General features: G+C 60.6%; 24 protein-coding genes. 9 read left to right on the top strand and 15 right to left on the bottom strand.

What is annotated here, in order from left to right:
- Window positions 1–66: 66 nt before the first annotated feature.
- Both CKW29_RS15690 and CKW29_RS15685 read left to right on the top strand, forming a co-directional pair.
- Complete coding sequence (locus tag CKW29_RS15690; RefSeq protein ID WP_095143847.1) at window positions 67–387, top strand: transcriptional regulator; 321 nt, start codon at window positions 67–69, stop codon at window positions 385–387.
- Between the two features lie 93 nt (window positions 388–480).
- A complete protein-coding gene (locus CKW29_RS15685) occupies window positions 481–1,371 on the top strand; it encodes a pseudouridine synthase (protein ID WP_095143846.1) in 891 nt (296 codons plus the stop codon).
- Window positions 1,372–1,437: 66 nt separating this feature from the next.
- Here CKW29_RS15685 and CKW29_RS15680 read toward each other — a convergent pair whose 3' ends face one another.
- Entirely contained in the window at window positions 1,438–1,659 is a 222-nt protein-coding gene (locus CKW29_RS15680) for a YgdI/YgdR family lipoprotein (RefSeq protein ID WP_095143845.1), read from the bottom strand.
- Window positions 1,660–1,732: 73 nt separating this feature from the next.
- Window positions 1,733–2,335, bottom strand: coding sequence for a molybdenum cofactor guanylyltransferase MobA (mobA, locus tag CKW29_RS15675; protein ID WP_095143844.1), 603 nt, complete (start codon window positions 2,333–2,335; stop codon window positions 1,733–1,735).
- Window positions 2,336–2,416: 81 nt separating this feature from the next.
- On the opposite strand from mobA, the gene moaB reads away from it, so the two are divergent.
- Both moaB and glp read left to right on the top strand, forming a co-directional pair.
- Window positions 2,417–2,956, top strand: a complete 540-nt coding sequence (gene moaB, locus CKW29_RS15670) for a molybdenum cofactor biosynthesis protein B (protein WP_095143843.1) — start codon at window positions 2,417–2,419, stop codon at window positions 2,954–2,956.
- Window positions 2,957–2,978: 22 nt separating this feature from the next.
- On the top strand, window positions 2,979–4,166 hold the full coding sequence (gene glp, locus CKW29_RS15665; protein WP_176465271.1) for a gephyrin-like molybdotransferase Glp: 1,188 nt from the start codon (window positions 2,979–2,981) through the stop codon (window positions 4,164–4,166).
- A gap of 73 nt (window positions 4,167–4,239) precedes the next feature.
- Here the strand turns inward: glp and CKW29_RS26080 are convergent, their stop codons facing one another.
- From CKW29_RS26080 to CKW29_RS15645, 4 genes are all read right to left on the bottom strand, one after another.
- Window positions 4,240–4,536 (bottom strand): hypothetical protein, encoded by a 297-nt coding sequence (locus CKW29_RS26080; protein WP_256577021.1) that lies wholly within the window; start codon window positions 4,534–4,536, stop codon window positions 4,240–4,242.
- Between the two features lie 260 nt (window positions 4,537–4,796).
- Complete coding sequence (locus CKW29_RS15655; RefSeq protein ID WP_095143841.1) at window positions 4,797–5,456, bottom strand: response regulator transcription factor; 660 nt, start codon at window positions 5,454–5,456, stop codon at window positions 4,797–4,799.
- On the bottom strand, window positions 5,453–6,346 hold the full coding sequence (locus CKW29_RS15650) for a sensor histidine kinase (protein WP_095143840.1): 894 nt from the start codon (window positions 6,344–6,346) through the stop codon (window positions 5,453–5,455). Before CKW29_RS15650 ends, CKW29_RS15655 begins: the two co-directional genes overlap by 4 nt.
- Before the next feature lie 452 nt (window positions 6,347–6,798).
- A complete protein-coding gene (locus CKW29_RS15645) occupies window positions 6,799–7,269 on the bottom strand; it encodes a hypothetical protein (RefSeq protein ID WP_095143839.1) in 471 nt (156 codons plus the stop codon).
- Window positions 7,270–7,813: 544 nt separating this feature from the next.
- Here CKW29_RS15645 and CKW29_RS15640 point away from each other — a divergent pair.
- Both CKW29_RS15640 and CKW29_RS15635 read left to right on the top strand, forming a co-directional pair.
- A complete protein-coding gene (locus CKW29_RS15640; RefSeq protein ID WP_095143838.1) occupies window positions 7,814–8,749 on the top strand; it encodes a chemotaxis protein CheV in 936 nt (311 codons plus the stop codon).
- A 91-nt stretch (window positions 8,750–8,840) separates the two neighbouring features.
- Window positions 8,841–9,647, top strand: a complete 807-nt coding sequence (locus CKW29_RS15635) for an MOSC domain-containing protein (RefSeq protein WP_095148812.1) — start codon at window positions 8,841–8,843, stop codon at window positions 9,645–9,647.
- A gap of 69 nt (window positions 9,648–9,716) precedes the next feature.
- Here the strand turns inward: CKW29_RS15635 and CKW29_RS15630 are convergent, their stop codons facing one another.
- From CKW29_RS15630 to CKW29_RS15590, 8 genes are all read right to left on the bottom strand, one after another.
- Window positions 9,717–10,001 (bottom strand): pyrimidine/purine nucleoside phosphorylase, encoded by a 285-nt coding sequence (locus CKW29_RS15630; protein ID WP_095078709.1) that lies wholly within the window; start codon window positions 9,999–10,001, stop codon window positions 9,717–9,719.
- A 73-nt stretch (window positions 10,002–10,074) separates the two neighbouring features.
- Window positions 10,075–10,623 (bottom strand): exonuclease domain-containing protein, encoded by a 549-nt coding sequence (locus tag CKW29_RS15625; RefSeq protein ID WP_095143836.1) that lies wholly within the window; start codon window positions 10,621–10,623, stop codon window positions 10,075–10,077.
- A gap of 70 nt (window positions 10,624–10,693) precedes the next feature.
- Window positions 10,694–12,655 (bottom strand): acetyl/propionyl/methylcrotonyl-CoA carboxylase subunit alpha, encoded by a 1,962-nt coding sequence (locus CKW29_RS15620; protein ID WP_095143835.1) that lies wholly within the window; start codon window positions 12,653–12,655, stop codon window positions 10,694–10,696.
- An 83-nt stretch (window positions 12,656–12,738) separates the two neighbouring features.
- Window positions 12,739–13,536: an enoyl-CoA hydratase/isomerase family protein gene (locus CKW29_RS15615; protein WP_095143834.1), complete on the bottom strand. Its 798-nt coding sequence runs from the start codon at window positions 13,534–13,536 to the stop codon at window positions 12,739–12,741.
- Window positions 13,533–14,690 carry a citronellyl-CoA dehydrogenase gene (gene atuD / locus CKW29_RS15610; RefSeq protein ID WP_095143833.1) on the bottom strand — a complete coding sequence of 386 codons (1,158 nt, stop codon included), beginning with the start codon at window positions 14,688–14,690 and terminating at the stop codon, window positions 13,533–13,535. Before atuD ends, CKW29_RS15615 begins: the two co-directional genes overlap by 4 nt.
- Window positions 14,691–14,828: 138 nt before the next feature.
- The gene (gene atuC, locus CKW29_RS15600; RefSeq protein WP_095148811.1) at window positions 14,829–16,445 is read right to left on the bottom strand and encodes a geranyl-CoA carboxylase subunit beta; all 1,617 of its coding nucleotides are present in this window, start codon (window positions 16,443–16,445) and stop codon (window positions 14,829–14,831) included.
- A gap of 3 nt (window positions 16,446–16,448) precedes the next feature.
- Window positions 16,449–17,318, bottom strand: a complete 870-nt coding sequence (locus tag CKW29_RS15595; RefSeq protein WP_095148810.1) for an SDR family oxidoreductase — start codon at window positions 17,316–17,318, stop codon at window positions 16,449–16,451.
- Window positions 17,319–17,330: 12 nt separating this feature from the next.
- Entirely contained in the window at window positions 17,331–19,121 is a 1,791-nt protein-coding gene (locus CKW29_RS15590) for an acyclic terpene utilization AtuA family protein (protein ID WP_095148809.1), read from the bottom strand.
- A 179-nt stretch (window positions 19,122–19,300) separates the two neighbouring features.
- Between CKW29_RS15590 and CKW29_RS15585 the strand changes: the two genes are divergently transcribed.
- From CKW29_RS15585 to CKW29_RS15575, 3 genes are all read left to right on the top strand, one after another.
- On the top strand, window positions 19,301–19,924 hold the full coding sequence (locus tag CKW29_RS15585; RefSeq protein WP_095148808.1) for a TetR/AcrR family transcriptional regulator: 624 nt from the start codon (window positions 19,301–19,303) through the stop codon (window positions 19,922–19,924).
- A 102-nt stretch (window positions 19,925–20,026) separates the two neighbouring features.
- Window positions 20,027–20,821 (top strand): ABC transporter substrate-binding protein, encoded by a 795-nt coding sequence (locus tag CKW29_RS15580; RefSeq protein ID WP_095148807.1) that lies wholly within the window; start codon window positions 20,027–20,029, stop codon window positions 20,819–20,821.
- A gap of 100 nt (window positions 20,822–20,921) precedes the next feature.
- On the top strand, window positions 20,922–21,935 hold the full coding sequence (locus CKW29_RS15575) for a GNAT family N-acetyltransferase (RefSeq protein WP_095148806.1): 1,014 nt from the start codon (window positions 20,922–20,924) through the stop codon (window positions 21,933–21,935).
- A 66-nt stretch (window positions 21,936–22,001) separates the two neighbouring features.
- On the opposite strand, the gene CKW29_RS15570 is transcribed toward CKW29_RS15575, so the two are convergent.
- Complete coding sequence (locus tag CKW29_RS15570) at window positions 22,002–22,550, bottom strand: RNA polymerase factor sigma-70 (protein WP_095143825.1); 549 nt, start codon at window positions 22,548–22,550, stop codon at window positions 22,002–22,004.
- Window positions 22,551–22,598 lie beyond the last annotated feature (48 nt).

The following is a 22,598-nucleotide window of genomic DNA, read 5'->3' as shown; positions in this document are numbered from 1 at the left end:
CTCGCGGGTCCGATTGCTTTGAGCATCTGGCGCGCGCACGGGATTACGAAATGAGAGGGATGCAACATGGTCAAGGTTGAACAGTTGAAAGCCGGCGTGAACCGGATGTCGGTCGACGTGGTACGCGAGGCGGTGCGGGAGTTACGCCTGGATGGCCTGGTGACGGAAGGGAAAACACCGTTCAACAAAGTGCACTTCAATACCTGTTTTGCCGAAATCGAGGCCCTGTTTCAGCGCGCCGGGTATCACCGTCAGCTGGATGTGGTCGGTTACCAGGGCTTGTTGTATGCGCTTTATGATCCTGGCCGCTGGGAAGCCGTCGATGTGTTGCGCTGGTTGAAAGAGTTCACCGACGCGGCAGCGCTGCGCGAGTCCTTGACCGCGTGACGGACATCAGAGGGGGCCGTGTGGAATCTGTCCTAGGTCCGTTCAAGCCATTGTTGGATAATAGCCATCAGCATTAACGGCCAGAGCTTTCGTATGTCCACCTCATCGTTTTCCGCCGCACAGAACCAGGCCAGTACGCTATACCTGCCCCCAGGCAGCTGGGCGACCGTGCTTGATTGCCTGTGCGAACACTTCAGCGCCATTGGTCGTGAACAATGGCTGGACAGGATCGCCCGTGGTCGCGTGCTCGACGGTCAAGGCCAGGCGATTGCCTTGGACCTGGCGTACAAGGAGGGCCTGCGAATCCATTATTTTCGCGAAGTGCCTGATGAAAAGAATATCCCTGTTGTGGAAACGATCCTGTACGCCGACGAGCATCTGGTGGTAGCGGATAAACCCCATTTTCTGCCGGTGACCCCCGCTGGCGAGTATGTCGAGCAGACGTTGCTGCGTCGGTTGATCCGTCGCCTGGACAATCCACACCTGGTGCCACTGCACCGTATCGACCGGCACACGGCGGGGCTTGTGCTGTTTTCCGCCAATCCGCAAAGCCGTTCGGCGTATCAGTCACTGTTTCCGACTCGCACCATCGAAAAGCACTATGAAGCCATTGCCCGTGCGTTGCCGACGTTGTCGTTTCCCTTGGTACACAAAAGCCGCCTGGTCGATGGTCAGCCCTTTTTCCGTATGCAAGAGGGGCCAGGCATCAGCAATACCGAAACCGCCATCGAGGTTGTAGAAAAAAATGCTGATCTGTGGCGCTACGCGTTGTACCCGGTGACGGGCAAAAAACACCAACTGAGGGTTCACATGGCCGCGTTGGGGGCGAGTATCTGTAATGACCCCTTCTACCCCGACGTCTTGAAAGATGCAGAGGATGACTACGCCAATCCTTTGAAGCTATTGGCCAAAGGCTTGCGCTTCGTCGACCCGGTGACCGGCCAGGAGCGGGTGTTCCAAAGCACCATCAGCCTGGACTGGTGAGCCGCTCCAGACACCACCAAGCCCGCGCTGGGCGGGCTTGGTGGTGTATCCGGAACGCGTCGCGACTTACAGGTCCTTGACGGTGCGGACCTGATCCTTGTTGATGCGGGTTTGCTTGCCGTCCAGCTGTTCGAACTCATAGAAACCCGACCTGGCATCGAATTTAGGGGTGTCGACAGACTGGATTTCACGGCCGTCATTCAAGGTGATGACTGCAGGTGACGAGCAGCCCGCGAGGGTGGCCAGGCCCAAGGCAAGCATGAAAGTGGCGAGGGTCCGATGAGTCATGAGATGTCTCCGCAAATGAATTCTTGATGTCTGAACTTGAGACGTACAGCGCGCCTGCAAGTTCCAGAATAGGTCATTCTGACATGCTTGCGTGCAGACTTAACAGCTCCGGGGTATTGAGGTTGGCCAAGCGCCGATCATTCTCGGGACACTGCAGTGCAATGGCATCAAGCGTGTGCATGATCCGTCCAGGGCTGCGCTCGCCCGTACTCCAGGCCTTGTCGAACTCATCTGACAGCGCGACAGGGATAATGCACAGCAACGGCTCCCAGTGTTCACCCTGACGCACCATCAAGGGTTTTTCCGGGTGCTGGCGGGCCGCCTCACGCATGGTTTTCAGCAGTTCGGCGTCCAGGCGTGGCACATCGCACGGCAGCACCATCAGGTGGGGGTGGCGTGCGGCCTTCAGCCCGGCGCGAATACCTGCCAAAGGGCCAGGGAAATCACTGTTGTCATCGTGTACCAACTGATCGGCATAGGGCGCATAGCGGTCAAGATTGCGGTTGCAGGAAATGATCAGGTCATCGGTCAAGCCCCGGGTCCGTTGGTGCAGATGCGCAATCAGAGGCAGGCCCTGCCATTCGAGCAACCCTTTGTCCTGCCCCCCCATGCGCTGGCCACGCCCGCCCGCCAGGAGCAGGATGGAGCAGGGCGGTAACTCAGTATTCAGGGACATGACGCCTCTCCATCGGTGGGGCAAAAAAACAGGGCTCTGTGATATAACACCGGGCCGTTTCTCCTACAACTGGACGAGCCTATGAAAGCCAAGGCCGATGTACCTTTCGTTGCGCTGAACATCGCGGTGCTGACTGTCAGCGATACCCGCACGCTGGAAACCGATACCTCGGGCCAGGTCTTTGTCGACCGCTTGAGCGCTGCCGGCCACAATCTGGCTGCGCGTGTCCTGCTTAAAGATGACCTGTACAAAATACGTGCGCAAGTCGCCACCTGGATCGCCGATGACCTGGTTCAAGTGGTGCTGATTACCGGGGGGACGGGTTTCACCGGGCGTGACAGTACGCCTGAAGCGGTCAGCTGCCTGCTGGACAAGCAGGTCGACGGGTTTGGCGAGTTGTTCCGACAGATATCGGTCGCTGATATTGGCACCTCCACGGTTCAGTCGCGCGCGCTGGCGGGCCTGGCCAATGGCACACTGGTTTGTTGCCTGCCAGGTTCCACCAACGCGGTGCGAACCGGTTGGGATGGCATACTCGCCGAGCAATTGGATGCGCGTCACCGTCCCTGCAACTTCGTCACTCACCTGAAACAGGCGGCACCCTGTGAATCCCGCGGGTAAGCCAGGCAAGACGGGTAGCTTGATGCCCGTCGAAGTGGCATTGGCACGTCTGCTGGAAATGGCTGAAGCATCACCCATTGCTGAGCGTGAACGATTGCCGCTGGCTGCCGTCCAGGGGCGTGTGCTGGCCAATGACCTGGTATCGACCCTTGATCTGCCGCCGTGGCCCAACAGTGCCATGGACGGCTACGCCCTGCGGCTGGCCGACTGGACGGGCGAGCCATTGGCGGTCAGTCAGAAGGTATTCGCCGGACAAGTACCGGAGCCCTTGGCGCCCGGTACGTGCGCCAGAATCTTTACCGGCGCACCGGTGCCGGCCGGCGCGGATTGCGTCGAAATGCAGGAAAACGCCGAGGTCCTGAGTGACTTGAGGGTACGGTTCACCGAGTCGATGAAGGTCGGGCAGAACATCCGCCCACAAGGCCAGGAAACCACAGTGGGCGAGCAGGTGCTGAGTGCCGGCACCCGTTTGGGACCTATCGAGCAAGGCCTGGCAGCTTCACTGGGGTGCGCGGAGCTCGAGGTGGTGCGCAAGGTGCGCGTCGCCGTACTGTCTACCGGCGACGAACTGATCGAACCGGGGCAGGCCCTGGGGCCCGGACAGATCTACAACAGCAATCGGGTACTGCTGTGCAGCTGGCTGCAGCGCCTGGGCTGCGAAGTGGTGGATGCCGGTATTCTTCCGGACAATCTGCAGGCCACTCGCACGCGCCTCGCTGAGCTGGGTAGCGTTGACCTGATTCTTTCCACGGGAGGCGTATCGGTTGGCGAAGCCGACTTCCTGGGGGTCGCCTTGCGTGAAGAGGGTGAGCTGGCGTTGTGGAAGCTGGCCATTAAACCCGGAAAGCCGTTGACGTTCGGTCACTTTCGAGGCGTGCCGGTGATTGGGCTACCAGGGAACCCGGCCTCGACACTGGTGACGTTCGCGTTGCTGGCCCGGCCTTATCTTTTACGCCGCCAAGGCGTGCAAGCAGTGGCCCCATTGCAGTTCCAGGTCCCGGCGGGATTCGTCTGGTCCAGGGCGGGCAATCGGCGGGAGTACCTTCGCGGTCGGCTGGAGCAGGGGCGGGCGATTGTCTACGCAAACCAGAGTTCCGGGGTCTTGCGTAGCGCGGCATGGGCCGAGGGGCTGGTCGAAGTGCTTGAGGGGCGCACACTGGTCGAGGGTGATTGGGTCAACTTCATCCCGCTAAGTGAAGTACTCGGCTGAGCTTCACTGCAGCGCTACCTCGTCAGGCCCGACAGCGGGCCGCATGGGCCTGGCGCACCGTCCTGCGGCTCTGTCAGTTGAGCAGCATGACCAGTTGATCGATACGGCTGTTGGCGATCCAGCTGACGAGTCCGATGATCACGGTCATTGCGCCTGTTGAGTACGCAAGCCTGTGCTGGATGGATTTCAGGTCGCTGCGAGCCGCATCCATGTCTCTGCGGATGTACCTGAGGTGGGCCTCCAGTTCGGCAAGGCGAGGTTCCAGGGTGCTTCCTTTGCTTGAGTCGAGGCTGCACAGGCATTCAGCTCGCTGATCGTCCTTCGGGGCTGCCGTGCGGATTGCCGGGATTCGCAAGTCATGGTTTGTCATATGGATGCACATCCTTGTGTGTGGCCAATCTGTTTCTGATAACGACTGACACAAGGTGTTCCAATATCAATTGACCGTCAATTCGGCTAATTCGTCGCGGCGTGTAAGAAAAAACTCGACACGTTCAACGCTGCTGGACGCAGGCAAGGTGCAGTGCTGACAGCTTGGTGACGACGGGTTTCTGGATGTCAGCATTGCGCCGGTGCCGCTGGAGAGGGTGAGCGCCTTCAGGGGAGGCTTGCTTTCGGGGCTGATGCAGATCAGTCGTCGAGGCTGATGATCTGCTCGCGCACGGCAAACAGCACCAGGCCTGCCACATCGAAGATCTGCAAGCGTTTCATGATTTGCGAGCGATGGGTTTCAACGGTCTTGATGCTCAGGCCCAGGCCATTGGCAATCTCGCGAGTGGATTTGCCGCGTACGATCAAGCGCAGGATCTCCAGTTGGCGTGCCGTCAGGTTATGGGTCTCGATGGTTTCCGGCTGTTGTCGGTATGTCTGTACCAGTGCCTGATTGATCACCGTGTGTGCAATGGCCGGGCTCAGGTAACGTTCGTTGTTGCGCAAGGCTTCGAGCGCATGCTCCAGTTCCGTGGCGGTGGTGTCCTTGAGCAGGTAGCCGTGGGCTCCCGATTCCAGGGCACGCATGATCAACGCCGGTTCGGTGTGCATCGACAGGATCAACACTTTGCTCTGGGGGCGAACCGCCTTGAGCTTTTGCAGCGCTTCGAGCCCGCCGATGTCGCGCATGGACAGATCCAGCAGAATGATGTCTGGTCGCAGGTGCTCGACCATTTCGAGCACCTGGGCGCCATCAGTGGCTTCTCCGATGACGGAGTAACCGGGAATGTCCATGACCAGTGCGCGTACACCGGCCCTGATGAGTGAGTGGTCATCCACCAGAAGCAAGTTGCAAGTCAATGTAGAACCTTATTCGTGCTGGCCCGTTCAAGCGCGCGGGGCGCCCAGGGAAAAAGTGCGTTGATCTGCGTTCCTTTGCCAGGTTCACTGGTGACGCTCAGGGTGCCGCCCAATTGCTCGACCCGCTCTGACATCCCGGCCATCCCGCACTGCCCTTCACGGCCAGGATGGGCAGCGGGGGAGAATCCCAGTCCGTCGTCACTGATGAACAGCGCAAGCCCTTGGGGGGTACGCTGCAAGCGGACCAACAGGTTTTGGGCCTGTGCATGGCGCAGGATGTTGGTAATGGCTTCCTGGGTAATTCGAAACGCCGCCACTGCCATTTCCTCCGGGATGCCGGTCAGTCGCTGTTGGCATTCGAGGCTCCATTTCACGGCGGTGTTGGTCAGTGTCTTGAGCAAGTGCGCGCGCAAACTGGCTTCCAGGCCAAGGCTGGTCAGTTGTCTTGGGTTGAGCAGCGCGGACATATCGCGAACTTTTGTCAGCGTTTCTTCCAGGGTTTCACACAACACGGTGCATTGGCTTTGCTGGTCGTCAGGCAGGCGGCGTTTGAGCCATTCGCCTTGTAGTTTGGCGGCTGTCAGTAACTGACCGATGTCGTCGTGCAGTTCACGGCTGAGTCGATGACGTTCGTTTTCCTGCACTTGCAGCAGGCGGTCGGCAAGTTCCTGCGGCTGAAACTTGATGGACCTGCGCGAGTGGCAATACTGCTCCAGGGCACAGCCTGCAGCCACCAGGTTCAACGCTACCAATACTAGCGGCATGGGGATGGAGAGGCCATAAACCAGCACGCTGCCCACTGCCGAGCAAAGGCAAAGCAGCAGGGTGATCCGGCGAAGGTTCGTTCGGGACAGGCGCCAGGTTTGGATGGATTTCAGGCCGGCGTGCATAGCTGATGGAGCCAATGAGTGTTCGCTGCGGGCAGGCCGGTCATGGAGGTTGACGGGACTGTGTCTGGAAAAACCGGGTAAATGAATGGTCCGCTTCAAATTAGCGCAGCCTGATTGTCACAATCGGGTTTTGCACTTACCAGAAGGCAATGCCGGGCTGGATTCAGAGTGCCATTAATGTAGCGTCAATTAATTGGACGGCATGTTAACACTTAAGGCACGCCTGGTCGCGTTTGCCCTCTATTGTTCAACGGGCAGGAACAGGCTTGAGTCCGAATGCCGGTTGATGACTATTCACGGCTTTGAACGGGTTGTTCTGGCGTATTCGAAGTGCTCGCCAATCATTGGACTTACATCGGCAGTGTCGTTGCTGGATATGAGTTATTCAAAGGCGACATGATTAAATGTTACATGGCGTGTCGATAGTTGTTCGGGGAGGTGCGGAGTGTGACTCAGGCATGTCTGGCCGTGAGAGTCGCGCGCGCATAGCCTTTGGCAGGAACGCTGAACCGCAGGGGGGCACGTCCGATTTCCATCGCGAACGCTTCGAGCAACGACACCTGCTCGGCTTTGTCGAGGCTCAGTTCTCCGGTATTGACGTCGACCAGTTCCAGTTGCCAGGCCATCAATGTGTAGCATTCTTTCAAGGCACTTAGGGCCTGGGCGTGCAGGTCGATTTGCGGGGGCGCCTGGCTGAGCAGTGCGTGGATGGACGTTGCGAATTCCGACACCGTCCCCAGTGCCAGTGCGTCCGCACGGTTGGCCAGCGTGAGTAGCGTGCCGAGCATGCAATCGATGGCATCCTGATCGTTGTTGATCAGTTGCAGGTGGGCCAGGCACTCCTCTGACTTGGCCAGAAGGGTTTCCGCTTCGATCAGGAATTCAGGCAACCGTTGGCTCCAGTTTTTACGATCGTTCAGCATGCTTTTCTCCACGACATCAAGTCAGGTGGCGCAATTGGGAGTCGAGTGAACGGGCGTAAGTTACTGCCAGATAACCTGCCAAGTCTGTAAGACAGTTCCGGTTTTTCAGGATGGACGACGTAAGGTCTGAGTGTGTCTGACACGCGCTTATCCATTGCACCGATATCAACGTTGGCGTGAGGCGCTGCTACAGCACGCCCCCGTGAAGCGTGTTCCGATTGGCTGAAATAGAGGCCTGGCGTTGGTTCTGTGATCAAAAACAAAAGCCTGACTCCATTCATGCAATGAGAATGGCGTCACATTAATGGCTATTGGATATCGCGAATATCAGGTTGGTCCTGATTGTGCCTAGGGGATTCCCTTATGGCGTGGAACCTGTCGCGTATTTGTTGGTCGCGCTGCCAGGAGAGAGGGTCCATTCAGTAGAGCATGATGTTAATGTGACATCAATTTTTTTGCGGGCCTGTATTCGAGGGTCAAGAAGCGGTGGTGTCCGCCGATACGCTGTTTTAGTGAATTCATCAGAAAAGCCCAGGAGTCATTAATGGCCGGCATTCTCGACACGGTAGATCAACGCACGCAGCTGGTGGGTGAGAATCGCCTGGAAATTCTCATGTTCCGCCTGGCCGGTCGGCAATTGTTCGCGATCAACGTGTTCAAGGTGCAGGAAGTCCTGCAATTGCCCAAGCTGACCTTGATGCCGCAGCGCCATCCGTTTGTCTGTGGCGTAGTCAATCTGCGTGGCCAGACATTGCCGGTGATTGACCTGTCCCAGGCCATCGGCATGCGCCCGCTGGTACCTGGCCCCAACAGCACCATCATTGTCACCGAGTACAACCGCTCGGTGCAGGCGTTCCTGGTCGGTGGTGTGGACCGCATCGTCAACATGAACTGGGAAGCCATCCTGCCGCCGCCAACCAGTGCCGGTCGCCAGCATTACCTAACCGCCATCAGCAAGGTCGATGACCAGTTGGTGGAGATCATCGACGTCGAAAAAGTCCTGGCCGAGATCGTGCCCTACAGCGCCAAGGTCTCCCGTGAAAAGCTCGAAGATCCGGTACTCGAGCGTGCCCGTGGCCGTGAGGTGCTGCTGGTGGACGACTCCAACGTCGCGTTGTCGCAGTTGCGCGACACCCTGGGGCAGCTTGGGGTGAAAATGCACATTGCCAGCGATGGTCTCAAGGCCCTGAAGCTGCTCAAGGGCTGGGCTGATTCCGGGGTCGAGATGACCGACAAGCTGTTGATGGTCTTCACCGACGCCGAAATGCCGGAGATGGACGGTTATCGCCTGACCACCGAGATCCGTAACGACCCTCGCCTGCGCGGCTTGTATGTGGTGCTGCACACCTCACTGTCGGGTAGCTTCAACGATTCGATGGTCAAGAAGGTCGGTTGCGACAACTTCCTGTCCAAGTTCCAGCCCGACAAGCTGGTCGACGTGGTGCGTGAGCGTCTGATGCGCGACGAAGTCACTGCCTGACAACAGCGCAAAAAAGGTTGGCACCACGTCAGCCTTTGATTCGATGATCAAGCTCGTATAGGGTGGCGTTTTTGCCAATCAGGAGCTGGCCATGTTGCGTCTGAGCGCGCTGTACCGTTATCCACTCAAGTCCGGCAAGGGTGAAACCCTGCAGCGGGCGGATCTGGACAAACTGGGGCTTGCCGGTGACCGACGCTGGATGCTGGTGGATGAGGCCAGTGGACGCTTCCTGACGCAGCGCGCGGTATCGGCCATGAGTCAATTATCGGCCTTATGGAATGCCGCCGGTGGCCTGACCCTCGCGGCGCCGGGCCATTCTCCGATTGATGTTGCCTTGCCGGCAGAGGATGCCGATCTGCGCGGTGTGACTATCTGGCGCGATACCCTGCGGGTGCCGGATGCCGGTGATGCAGCGGCTGCCTGGGTCAGTGCGTTTATCGGCAAGCCGACCCGCCTGGTGCAGGTCCCCGAAGCGCTGGCCCGCACCACACAGGCCGGTTATGGCAAGGACGACGATAAAGTGGCGTTTGCCGATGGCTTCCCGCTGTTGTTGATTGGCCAGGCTTCGCTGCAGGACCTGTCGCAACGGGTGGGGCGACCCTTGGAAATGCTGAGGTTTCGGCCGAATCTGGTGATCGAGGGCAGCGAGGCATTTGCCGAGGATGGCTGGAAGCGCATTCGCATTGGCGATATCGAGTTCCGCGTGGTCAAGCCTTGTTCGCGCTGCATCCTGACCACCATCGATCCGCAGACCGGCGAGCACAGCGAAGACCGCGAACCCTTGGCCACCCTGCAACAATACCGGGCCCAGGAAGAGGGCGCGATGTTCGGTCAGAACCTGGTCAATGATGGCAGCGGCGTGCTGGAAGTGGGCATGCCGGTGACGATTCTCGAATAAGTAGCCAGCCCTGCAAGCAAAAATGCCCGTGTCCTTGGACACGGGCATTTTTTTATCGCGAAGAATCCCTTAACCGCGGTATTCGCACAGGTAAGCGCTGTCGACGGCGACCTTGAGCTGGAACTTGCTGTTGGCCGGTACGTTGAACTGACTGCCGGCGGCGAAGGTTTCCCAGTCGCTGCTGCCAGGCAGCTTGACGGTCAGGGCGCCGGAGACCACGTGCATGATTTCACGCTGGCTGGTACCGAATTCGTATTCGCCCGCCGCCATGACGCCGATAGTGGCCGGACCTTCAGCAGTGCCGAAAGCAATCGACTTGACGGTACCGTCGAAGTACTCGTTGACTTTAAACATGGGCGATTCCTCGAAAAGGGCTAAAAAGGCCGGCCAGTATGCACAAGGCCATTTCGCCCGTCACCTGTTGCCCTCAAGGTTTCGCCGCAAGCGTCAGGGGCAGCAAGCGTGCGGTATTTCGTGCGTCTTCCAGTGCCCGGTGCTGTTGTCCGGTGAACTGCAAGCCAGCCAGTTGCAGGGCGCCATTGAGCCCCAGTGGCCGCTCCAGGCGGCGAGCCTTGGCAAACCGCTGCTTGAGATTCATGTGCGGGACACGACTCAGGGCGCTGTCGAGCTGCAGGCGTTGCCATTCCTGAAGCAACTGCTTGCGGTCGTAGTCTCCCCAACTGGCCCAGCCTTCCAGGCGGGTGTGATGCTGGCCGAGCCAGCGCTCGAACAGCGGCCAGACGTCGCTCAGGGGTTGGGCCGCGTCGATACTGGCCTGGGTGATATGGGTCAGCTCCCGGCAAAAGGGGGTCAGCAATGGCCGCCGCAATGGCCGCACGAAGCGCTGGAAGTGATCCAGCTCACGGCCCTGACGATTGACCAGCGTGGCGCCGATCTCGATGATTTCCATCTCTTCTATGGGCCAGCCACCGTCATCGGTTGTCGCTTCTAGATCAATTACCAGCCAATGAGGCATTGCAGGGTTCCTAGTATCCGCGTCCTGATAAGGCTGAGCGTAGCCAACCCCGACGGATCCGCCTAGCGGCTTACTCAACCTCCAACAAAATCTGCCGGTTTTTGACCTGGTCGCCAGGGCTGACCTGCAAGCGTGTGATCACGCCATCGATGCCAGCCTTGAGCGGGTGCTCCATTTTCATTGCCTCCAACACCAATAGCAGCTGGCCCTTGCTGACTGTTGTCCCTTCACTGACCAGTACATCGACAATGGCGCCATCCATGGGGGCCTTCAGCGTACCGCTGCTGACACTGGCCTGGCCGCCGACTGCCGCCAATGTCTGGTCCTGCAACAACAGGGCACCGGGGCGGGTAAACAGCCAGAGTTGTCCATGGGCCAATTGATAGCTGTACCGTCGGCGAATGCCGTCGATATCTAGGTGGACGGAGCGAGGGTCGATGTCGAGCACGGTCAGTTGCAGCGTTTGTCCGGCCACCTGGATGCGCAATTGACCCGCGGCCAGGACCGTCACTTCGCTCGTCCAGCGGCTATCGTGCATCCCGATTTGTTGCTGCAGCGGTGCATTGGCGTTGTTGCGCCAACCCGTGAGCCCCGGTGCGTGGGCGCGGGCGGACTGCTGGTAGAAGATCGCTGCGGCAACGGCCAGTTCCTGGGCCGTGGGTGTGTGCGGGTGCAGGCTCGGGTGATCGCTGAAGTGTTGCGCGATAAAGCCGGTGCTGAAGTTCCCGGCAATGAACTGCGGGTGTTCCAGTAACCCGGCGAGCAGTCGCTGGTTGGTCTGTAATCCGAGCAAGGCACTGTCTTCGACCGCCCGCAACAGCTTGCGCCGGGCTTCTTCACGGGTTGCACCGTAGGCGATGATTTTGCCGAGCATCGGGTCATAGAACGGGCTGACCTGCTGGTCTTCCAGCAGGCCGTGGTCAATCCGTACACCTTCCTGCAGGGCTGGCTCCCAGCGAGTGATGCGCCCGGTCTGGGGCAAGAAGCCCTGGGCCGGGTCTTCGGCATAGAGCCGCACCTCCATGGCATGGCCCTTGAGCACTACCTGCTCCTGGCGCAAGGGCAGCGGCAATCCGGCGGCGACGTCGAGTTGCCAGGCCACCAGGTCGATGCCGGTGACCAACTCGGTCACCGGGTGTTCGACCTGCAAGCGGGTGTTCATCTCCAGGAAATAGAATTGCCCACGGGCGTCGAGCAGAAACTCGACGGTACCGGCACCCACGTAATGGACGGCGCGTCCTGCTTTGAGTGCCGCTTCGCCCATCGCTTGACGCAGTTCGGCCGTCATGACCGGGCATGGGGCTTCTTCAATGACTTTTTGATGGCGGCGCTGGATCGAGCAGTCGCGCTCGCCGAGGTAGATCAATTGACCGTGCTGGTCGCCGAACAATTGAATTTCAACATGACGAGGGTCGATCAACGCTTGTTCGAGAATCAGTTCGTCGCTGCCAAACGCGTGCAGGGCTTCGGAGCGTGCGGTGCGGATCTGTTCCAGCAATTGGTGGGAATTGTGTACCAGGCGCATGCCACGTCCGCCGCCGCCCGCGCTAGCCTTGATCATCAACGGGTAGCCGATGCGCTCGGCCTCGCGGCTGAGGGTGGCGTCGTCCTGTTCAGGCCCTTGATAGCCAGCGATGCACGGCACGCCGGCGGCTAGCATGGCGATCTTCGACAGGCGCTTGCTGCCCATCAGTTCGATGGCGGCAGGGCTTGGGCCGATAAAGGTCAGGCCGGCTTCGGCGCAGGCGCTGGCGAAGTCGGCGTTTTCCGAGAGAAAGCCGTAGCCCGGGTGGATGGCGTCGGCTCCACTGCGTCGTGCGGCGTCGATGATCGCCTCAGCGTTGAGGTAGGACTGGGCAACCGCGGCGGGGCCGATGTTGACCGCTTCATCGGCCATGCGCACGTGCAGGGCGTCGGCATCGGCATCACTGAACACCGCCACCGTGCGATAGCCCAGGGCCTGGGCGGTGCGCTGGATGCGGCAGGCGATTTCACCGCGGTTGGCGATGAGGATTTTGCGCAGGGTGGGCATGGTTCAATTCCCTTGGTGAGTGCGGTGTGTGTGAGGGCCCCATCGTCGGAACGCCGTCGGCTGCGGACCCGTTCGCGATGCCGTCAGGGCGCCCAGCCGGGTTTGCGCTTTTGTACGAAAGCCATCGTCCCTTCGATGCCTTCGGCACCGGTCACGGCTTCAGCGAACCACTGGGCTGCCTGATCGAGCAACGGCCCCGACAGTTGTTCGGTGCTGGCCAGTAGCAGGGCTTTGGTCGCGGCGTTGGCGCCCGGTGCGCAGCACAGTACGTGGGCGAGTACCCCATCCAGGCGTTCGGCCAAGGCCTGGGTATCGTGCTCGACAAAATGCACCAGGCCCAGGCGCCGTGCCTCATGGCCATCAAAGCGGGCGGCGGTCAGTGCCAGGCGCCGGGCCTGGGTCAGGCCGATGCGCTGGACCACGAACGGCGCGATTTGTGCCGGCAGCAGGCCCAGGCTGGTTTCCGGCAGGCCGAATTGCGCGTTGTGTTCGGTCAGCGCAATGTCGCTGACACAAGCCAGGCCAAACCCTCCGCCGAGCACCGCGCCTTGCAACACACTGATCAGCACTTGCGGTGCATGCTGGGCCTCTTCCAGGAGCGAACCGAACGCACGGTTCAATTCACGGTAAGCCTCCAGGCCTTGGGCCCGTGCATTGGCCATGTCCTTCAGGTCGCCGCCGGCACAGAAGTGGCCGCCGGCACCGCCCAGCACCAAGGCTCGAACATCCCGGTCATCGCGCACCGCCGCCAGCACCGCGCGCAACTCAGTGACCATCTGCAGGCTCATGGCATTGCGGCAGTCCGGACGGTTCAAGGTGATGTGCAGCACGCCGTTGTGCTGCACCAGCAACAGGGTCTGGCAAGCGGGCAGGGTGCTCATTTTTTCTTCCCGGGCAGGATGCCCATCAGTTTGCAGATGATCCCCAGCATGATTTCGTCGGCCCCGCCGCCGATCGACACCAGCCGCACATCGCGATAGGCACGGGCCACCGGGTTGTCCCACATGTAGCCCATGCCGCCCCAGTATTGCAGGCAACTGTCACTGACCTCGCGCCCCAGGCGTCCGGCCTTGAGCTTGGCCATGGACGCCAGGCGGGTGACATCCTGGCCTTTGACGTACTGCTCGGTGGCCTGATAGACCAGGGCCCGCAGGCATTCGATTTCAGTCGACAGTTCGGCAAGGCGGAAGTGGATGACCTGATTGTCGATTAGCGCGTTGCCGAACGTCTTGCGCTCCTTGCAGTACTCGATGGTGCTGTCGACACAGTACTCCAGGCCCTTGATCATGTTGGCGGCCCCGAACAGGCGTTCCTCCTGGAACTGCAGCATTTGCATCATGAAGCCGGCGCCTTCGTGGCCAATGCGGTTGCGTTGCGGTACACGCACGTTGTCGAAAAACACCTGGGCGGTTTCCGAGCTGCGCATGCCCAGCTTGTCCAGGTTCGGACTGAGGCTGATGCCGGGGGTGTTCATCGGCACCATGATCAGCGACTTGTTGATGTGTGCCTTGTCGTCCGAGGTATTAGCCAGCAGGCAGATGAAGTCGGCGTTCGGCGAGTTGGTGATCCACATCTTGCTGCCGTTGATCACGTAATCGTCACCGTCCTTGCGGGCGGTGGTTTTCAGCCCTGCGACATCGGAACCGGCCCCGACTTCCGAGACACCGATGCAACCGACCTGCTCGCCACTGATCGCCGGGCGCAGGAACTCGTCGCGCAACTCATCGGAACCGAACCGGGCCAGGGCCGGGGTGCACATGTCGGTCTGCACGCCGATGGCCATCGGTATCCCGCCGCAACGAATGGTGCCGAACTCTTCGGCGGCGACAATCGAATAACTGTAGTCCAGGCCCATGCCGCCGAATTTTTCCGGCTTGGAAATCCCCAGCAGGCCGAGCTCGCCGGCCTTGCGGAAAATCTCGTGGATCGGAAAGCGCCCGGCTTTCTCCCACTCGTCGACGTGAGGGTTGATTTCGCGGTCGACAAACTGGCGGACGGTACGGCGAAGTGCTTCGTGTTCCTGGGTAAAGATCATTGTTGTTGTTCTCCTGGCGAACCCTGATCGCTCCCACGCTCTGCGTGGCAACGCTTCTTTGGACGCTCTGCGTCCGCTGTTGGGACGCAGAGCGTCCCGGGCTGCATTCCCGCGCGGCGCGCGGGAACGACCGACTGACTAAAACCGTGCGACACCAAAACTGTTGGGCTGCAACTGACGAACCTCGGCCTCGTGACAAACATCCAGCAGGTAGCCCAGCAGCGTACGGGTGTCCCGTGGATCAATCAGCCCGTCGTCCCACAGGTTGGCACTGCCATAGAGGGCGGTGGACTGGCTGTCGAGTTTTTGCGCGGTGACCTGTTCCAGCATGTCGAGCATCTTCGGATCCGGGACCAGGCCGTCCTTGAGCTGTTTGGCTTCGGTGACGATGCGCAGCACCTTGCCGGCCTGGGCCCCACCCATCACTGCCGTACGGCTGTTGGGCCAGGCGAAAATGAAGCGCGGGTCCAGGCCCCGGCCACACATCGCGTAGTTGCCAGCGCCATAGGAGCCGCCGACCACCAGGGTCAGCTTCGGTACCCGTGCGTTGGCCACCGCCTGAATCAGCTTCGAGCCATGTTTGATCACCCCTTGCTGTTCCGACTCGGTGCCGACCATGAAGCCGGTGGTGTTGTGGAAAAACAGCAGGGGGGTCTGACTCTGATCGCACAACTGAATGAACTGCGCCGCCTTGCTGGCGCCTTGGGGGGTGATCGGGCCGTTGTTGCCGATGAAACCGCAAGGCCGTCCCTGGATGTTCAGATGACCGCAGAGGGTTTGCTGGTCGAACTCCCCCTTGAACTCCAGAAAGCGCGAGCCATCGGCGATGCGGGCAATGATCTCGCGCACGTCGTAGGGTTTTTTCGGGTCATCAGGAATCAGCCCCAGCAGTTCGTCGATGGGGTAGAGCGGTTCGTCCCAGGGTTGGGCGGCGAGCCGTGGCAGTCGAGCGTTCCACGGCAACAGGCTGACGATCTCGCGCACCAGGCGCACACCGTCGGCATCATTCTCGGCCAGGTACTCGGCGGTGCCGGCGATTTGCGCGTGCATTTCGGCGCCGCCGAGCTGCTCGTCGGTGGCGACCTCGCCCGTGGCGGCCTTGAGCAGCGGCGGCCCGGCGAGAAACAGTTTGGCTTTGCCGCGCACCACCACCACGTAATCCGACAGGCCCGGCTGATAGGCGCCACCGGCCGTTGCCGAACCATGCACCACGGTAATCTGCGGCAAGCCCATGGCCGACATCCGTGCCTGGTTGGCGAAGCTGCGTGCGCCCTCGACAAAGATCTCGGCGGCGTAGTTGAGGTTGGCACCACCGCTCTCGGCGAGGGTAATTATCGGCAGTTTGTTTTCCATGGCGATCTGTTGCAGGCGCAGGGATTTCTTCAGGCCGCTGGGGGAGATGGTGCCGCCCTTGATCGCACTGTTGTTGGCCACCACCAGTACCCGCACGCCGGACACATGGCCAATCCCGGCGATCAGGCCGCCGCCGGCCTGGCTACCGTCCTTGTCATCGTGCAGCTTGTAGCCGGCCAGGCTCGCCAGTTCGAGAAACGGCGCGCCGGGGTCGAGCAACAGGTTCAAGCGTTCGCGCGGCAACAACTGCCCGCGCTTGTCGAACTTCGCTTTGGCTTCGGCGGCCTTGCTCAGCAGGTTGCGTTCCAGCTGGCGGATTTGCTCGATGCCGCCGAGCATCGCCTCGCGGTTTTGCGCAAACTGCGGGCTAAGGGGGTCTAGCAGGGATTCGATGACTGGCATGGATCAACCCTCGCCCTTGAGCACGTCGGGTAAATACGCTCGATGGAAGCCATTGAACGACTCACTGTGTTGCGCCTTGTGCAGCGGCCACGCCCGGCTGCCAAGACTGGCGGCGCCGTCGATGCGCAGGGTGCTGCCGCTGACAAACGCGGCGGCCGGGCTCAGCAGGAAAACGATCGCCGCACTGACCTCCGATTCGGTGCCGATGCGTTTGAGGGGGACATGCTCACGCAGGGTCGGGATCACGGCCTTGAAGGCACCTTCGTAGGTGTCCATGCCACTGGAGGCAATCCAGCCCGGCGCTACCGCGTTGACGCGCACCCCGGCATACCCCCATTCGAAGGCGGCGGTCTTGGTGAAGTTGTCCATGCCCGAGCGCGCGGCCCCCGAGTGACCCATGCCAGGCATGCCACCCCACATGTCGGCGAGCATGTTGACGATCGCGCCGCCGGTCTTGCTCATGGACTGGTTGAACACTTCCCGGGCCATCAGGAAACCGCCCACCAGGTTGGTGCGCAGCACGGTTTCGAAGCCCTTCTGATTGATCGAGGCCAGGGGCGCCGGGTATTGGCCGCCAGCATTGTTCACCAACCCCTGGATCGGACCGTGTGCCTCGATCAATTGCGCCACCAGCTGCTTGACCGCTTCTTCATCGCGAATGTCGCAGGCCTGCCAACTGGCCTTGCCGCCGTCTTCGGTGATTTCAGCGGCAACCTGCTGCAGCTTCTCCGGCTTGCGCCCCACCAGCAGCACATGGGCGCCGAGGGCCGCCAGCTCATGGGCGGTGCAACGGCCAATGCCACTGCCACCGCCCGTGACGAGGATGTTCTGGCCAGCAAACAGATCGGGTTTGAATATTGAATCGAAGGCCACGGTGACAGTCCTCTAGTTGACTTGGTCAGCGATGCTTTGCGGCACCGGGATCTGGATTTCCAACAGCTGCTGAGCGAATGCCTTGCCTTGCGGGTCGATCCGCAGGCTGGCCACGCCCCCGCCACCGAGGGCGTTTTCCAAGAGAAAGTTCAGGCTGTGGGTGCCGGGCAGGTACCAGCGCTCGACTCGCCCGTGGACCGGGTCGAGTACGTGACTCATCCAGTCGACCATCACCTCGGGCGTCAGCGCTTCGGCAATCCACGGCAGGTAATCGGGCGAGCGGGCCATGACACCGATGTTGCTGTGATTGCCCTTGTCGCCGGAGCGCGCCACCGCCAGTTTCACCAGCGCCACACTGGCGTCGGCCCGGCCCTGGGGTTTGGGCGGGGCAAAGGGCACCGGCAGGGTGGCAGTATCAAGATGATCGAGGGCGGGCAGGGGGCAGGCGTAACGCTGACCTTGTAGATCGACTTCCAGCGCGCAGGCCGTTTTGTCGATCAGGAACGAATACAGACGGATCAGCGGGTACACCGTCGGCCGGCCACCGACGATGCCGGTCAAGCCCGGTGCCATGCCGGTGGCCGCCTGGGCGATCTCGCGGGAAAACAGGATCAATGCCTGCTTGTTCGGGTGCCGCACCGCGAGTTTGATCACCACCTCGCGGCTGTCCTGGCGCTGGCCGTGGGGACCGTAGGTCGCTTCGCTGCCGAGCAGTTCGATGTTGACTTCACTGTAGGGCGCCCAGCCGCGCTGGCTGAACATCTCCGAAGTCCTGGCGATGATTGCATCGCTGACACGGCGTGCCTTGGCCACGGCATCGATGCCGGCGATCAGGCAGCTGGCGGTGCAGCGAAAGCCATCCGGATACGTGGCGCTGACCTTGTACTGCGCCGAAGGGGGCAAGCCCTTGGCGCCGTGCACCTGAACACAGTTGTGGCCGTGCTGCTGGAGTTTGACCTGGCTGAAATCACAGACCACGTCGGGTAGCAGGTAGGCGCGCGGGTTGCCGATTTCATACAGCAGTTGCTCGCCCACCGTCAGCGGGGTGACCAGCCCGCCGGAGCCTTCGGGTTTGCCGACTGTGAACTGGCCATCGGCGCCGACTTCGACGACGGGAAAGCCGATGTGTTCGTAGTCTGGCACTGCTCGCCAATCGGTGAAGTTCCCGCCGGTGCACTGCGCCCCGCATTCAATGATGTGCCCGGCCAGTGCGGCCTGGGCCAGTTTGTCGTAGTCCTGCCATGACCAGCCGAACTCATGCACCAGGGCGGCGCTGACCACGGCGCTGTCGACCACGCGCCCGGTAATCACGATGTCCGCACCCTGGCGCAGGGCTTCGACGATGCCGGGAGCGCCCAGGTAGGCATTGGTCGAGACGCACATCGGGGGCAGGGGCGCGCCGCTGAACATTTCCTGCACGCCGCGGGTCGCCAGTTGCTTGAATTGCGGCTGCAGGTCATCGCCCAGCAACACGGCGATTTTCAGGGGCACACCGGCCGCATCGCATGCGCTTTGCAACGCGGCGGCGCAGGCCAGTGGATTGACCCCGCCGGCGTTACTGATCACGCGGATGCTCTGTTGGCTGATGCGGCCCAGGAGCGGACCGAGCACCTCGACGAAGTCGGTGGCGTAACCGGCCTGGGGATCTTTCAGGCGGGCACCGGCCAGCAGCGACATGGTGATTTCCGCCAAATAGTCGAACACCAGGTAGTCCAGCTGGGCGCCTTCGACCAATTGCGCCGCGGCGGTCGAGGTGTCGCCCCAAAAGGCACTGGCACAGCCGATACGAACGGTTTTGTTCATTGCGAGCCTCCGACAGAAGTGGTTTGAGACTACCAAGCAAGCGCTTGGTTTGTAAATGCCGGTTACAACTTCTGCCCAAGCGCTTGCTTGGTTTCCCCGGCCAGCTTAAATTGCCCGCGCAACCCACTGCGTTGGCGGTGTGGCCGCACATTAGATTGAGCGACTGTAGGAGAGAACGGGTGGACGAGCAAAAAGCCCTGCTGGTAATGCGCGAGTTGGTCGACAACGGGCAACTGACCGACCCTGACAGCGCTCGCGGCAAACTGCTGCAGATGGCCGCTCACCTGTTTCGCAACAAGGGCTACGAGCGCACCACGGTGCGTGACCTGGCCAGTGCGGTGGGGATTCAGTCGGGAAGCATCTTTCATCACTTCAAGAGCAAGGATGAAATCCTGCGGGCGGTGATGGAAGAAACCATTCGCTACAACACCGCCTTGATGCGCGCGTCGCTGGCTCAGGCCCCCACGGTGCGTGAAAGGCTGCTGGCGCTGATCCGCTGCGAACTGCAGTCGATCATGGGCGGTAGCGGTGAGGCCATGGCGGTACTGGTCTATGAATGGCGCTCGTTGTCCGAGGACGGGCAAGCCCAGGTGCTGGCATTGCGCGACATCTATGAGCAGATCTGGTTGCAGGTGCTGGGGGAGGCCAAGGACGCCGGATTCATACGCGGCGACGTGTTCATCACCCGGCGTTTCCTGACGGGGGCCTTGTCCTGGACCACCACCTGGTTTCGCCCGGACGGCAGCATGAGCCTTGATCAATTGGCTGATGAAGCGTTGATTCTGGTGCTGGATGAAAAATGACGGTTTGGTAAAAACCATTAAATAGTCCTCCGTACATTGTCTAAGTGGGTGAAACCGCCTAGCGTGATGAAGGAGACAGTATTTTCAGGGGTGGTGTTTTTGATGGCTTCGCCAATGTGGACGGCTTCGCGGATTTTACTGATGGCGCTGGCTGTGCTGTTCGTACAGCCGACTTTGGCTGCACAGTTGGTGCGAGTCGGTGCGGCGCACTTTCCGCCTTACACCGTCCGCCCGGAAAGCGGTGCCGACACCGGGTTGTTGCCGCAATTGGTAGTAGCCCTGAACCAACTGCAAACCGACTATCAATTTATCCTGGTACCGACCTCGATTCCGCGTCGCTTTGGTGACTTCACGCAGGGGCGGGTCGACATGGCGATCTTCGAGAACCCGGCCTGGGGCTGGCAGGACATTCCCCACACGACCGTCGACATGGGGCTGGAAGATGCGGAAATCTTCGTCGCCCAACGACGTCCCGGTCGCGAGCAAACGTATTTTTCCGACCTGCAAGGTAAACGGCTGGCATTGTTCAGTGGATATCACTATGCCTTTGCCAATTTCAACGCGACCCCAAAGTTTCTCGCAGACGAATATAACGCCACGCTGACCTACTCCCACGACAGCAACCTGCTGATGGTCCTGCGTGATCGCGCCGATATCGCGCTGGTCACCCGTTCGTACCTGTTCGATTATTTCTTGCGTAACGAGGCGGTCGCGCAACAGTTGCTGGCGTCCGAACGCATCGATCAGGTCTATCACCATTACGCGCTGATTCGCCCGACGGCGCCGATCAGCGGCGAGGCATTCGGCAAGTTGCTGCAAGGCCTGCGGGACAACGGGCAGATGCTGAAGATTTTTGAGCCGTACAAGATCGCTATCGTCCCGGTGCCCAAGGGCTGAAGCCCGGTGCGCCCGCGCCGATTTGCCGGCCAGCCCTAAATTTCCCTGCGCCGCTCACGTCACATCAACGAACAGTCGATGATTACCGTGAGCCCGACCCATGTCCAATCTGAACGATCTGACGGCCCTTGCACTACCGCTGGGGCACCGTCTTGCTGGTGATGAAAGCGAGAGCCGGCTGAGCCTGTCTCTGCAAGGACAACCGCTGATTCAGTTGAGCCTGAGCCGTGAGCCCGGGTTGCACCTGCGTGTGCAGGCGCTGTTTGGCCGTCCTGTAGGCGAGGCCTTGTGGGCGGCCTGTTACTGGTTGTTTGCCCGTGACCCGGGATGTCAGTCCCTGACCTGGCATCTGGATGAGCCTCCCACGCAAGCTTTGTTCAGTGGCTTGCTGATCACCACTGAACACGCCGCGCAGTACCGCTGCGAGCGCAGCCTGTTCTGGCAATTGCCCCAACCCTGGCTGGGCGAGTCATGCAACGGCAGTTATCCACAACAGATGTTGATCAGTGCCGGCAAGCGCCATCCCAAGCGTTCCGTGAAGCCCCGGGGTGAGGTCTACCGCCGCTTCGATGCCCGGCTGGGGGCCTGGATATCCTTGCGCACGGTTGAAATCGACAACGATCTGGCGCGCTTCAATCGCTGGCAGAACAGTCCGCGAGTCGCGAGTTTCTGGCAGGAGAGTGGCAGCCTGGAACAGCATCGCGAGTACCTGACCAAGCTGGAAACCGACCCTCACACGCTGACCTTGATCGGCTGTTTCGACGATCAGCCGTTTGCCTACTTCGAAGCCTATTGGGCCAAGGAAGACCGCATCGCTCCGTTCTATGAGGCCGGTGACTATGATCGTGGAATTCACATGCTGGTCGGCGAAGAACAGCACCGGGGCCCACACAAGGTGGCGAGCTGGCTCTCGGCACTGGTGCACTACCTGTTCCTGGATGATGCGCGCACGCAACGGGTGGTGGCCGAACCGCGCGCCGACAACGCGAAGATGATCGGGCACCTGCACAACCAGTGCTTCCACTGCGAAAAGGAATTCGACTTTCCTCACAAGCGCGCGGCGCTGATGATTCTGGGGCGTGAACGGTTTTTTGATCGTTGTGCGTTGGCGTGATTGGTTGGCCAGGAAGGTTTTTTGTAGCGAGGGAGCCAGATCCCTCGCCACAAGGGGTGTTCGGGGTCAGCGACGGGCGAAGGTATCGCTGCGAGTGCCCGAGACCTTGCGGCAATGCACCAGCGCATCGCGGATCATGAAGTTCACCAGGGTCGGCGACACGCCCAGCTCCTTGGCGATGTCCTTCTGGGGCACGCCGTGCAGGCGATACATCTCGAAGGCGTAGCGAGTGCGGCTCGGCAGTTCACCGAGGGCGTCGGCGATATGTTCCAGGGTCGAGAAGTTGATGTGTGACGTTTCTGGTGAAGCACCGTGAATGACCACGTTCAAGCCTTCTTCTTCAGTCCCTGAATACTTCTGCTCCAACGCCTGTTTACGGTAGTGGTCGATCGCCAGGTTGCGCACGATCTGGAACAGGTAGCTGAGCTGTGCCTTGAACGAGGACGTGATCTGCGGCGCCGACTGCAACCGGAAGAAGGCGTCCTGGACCACGTCTTCAGCGCGGGATCGGCAACCGGTAATACGAGCGGCGATCTTCACCAAAGTCAGTCTGTTATCAACGAATGCCTGGAGTAAGGGTGAGTCACACCTGCTTGTGAACACTGGTTCCGTCATGGAAGTCACCTTGCTGCAAAAAGTTAGTGGGACGACAAGGGATTTGGA

Origin of the sequence: Pseudomonas sp. Irchel s3a18, assembly GCF_900187535.1 — a bacterium.
GTDB lineage: Bacteria > Pseudomonadota > Gammaproteobacteria > Pseudomonadales > Pseudomonadaceae > Aquipseudomonas.
Note: the sequence above shows the minus strand (reverse complement) of the source record. Positions and strands in the feature narration are given on the sequence as shown.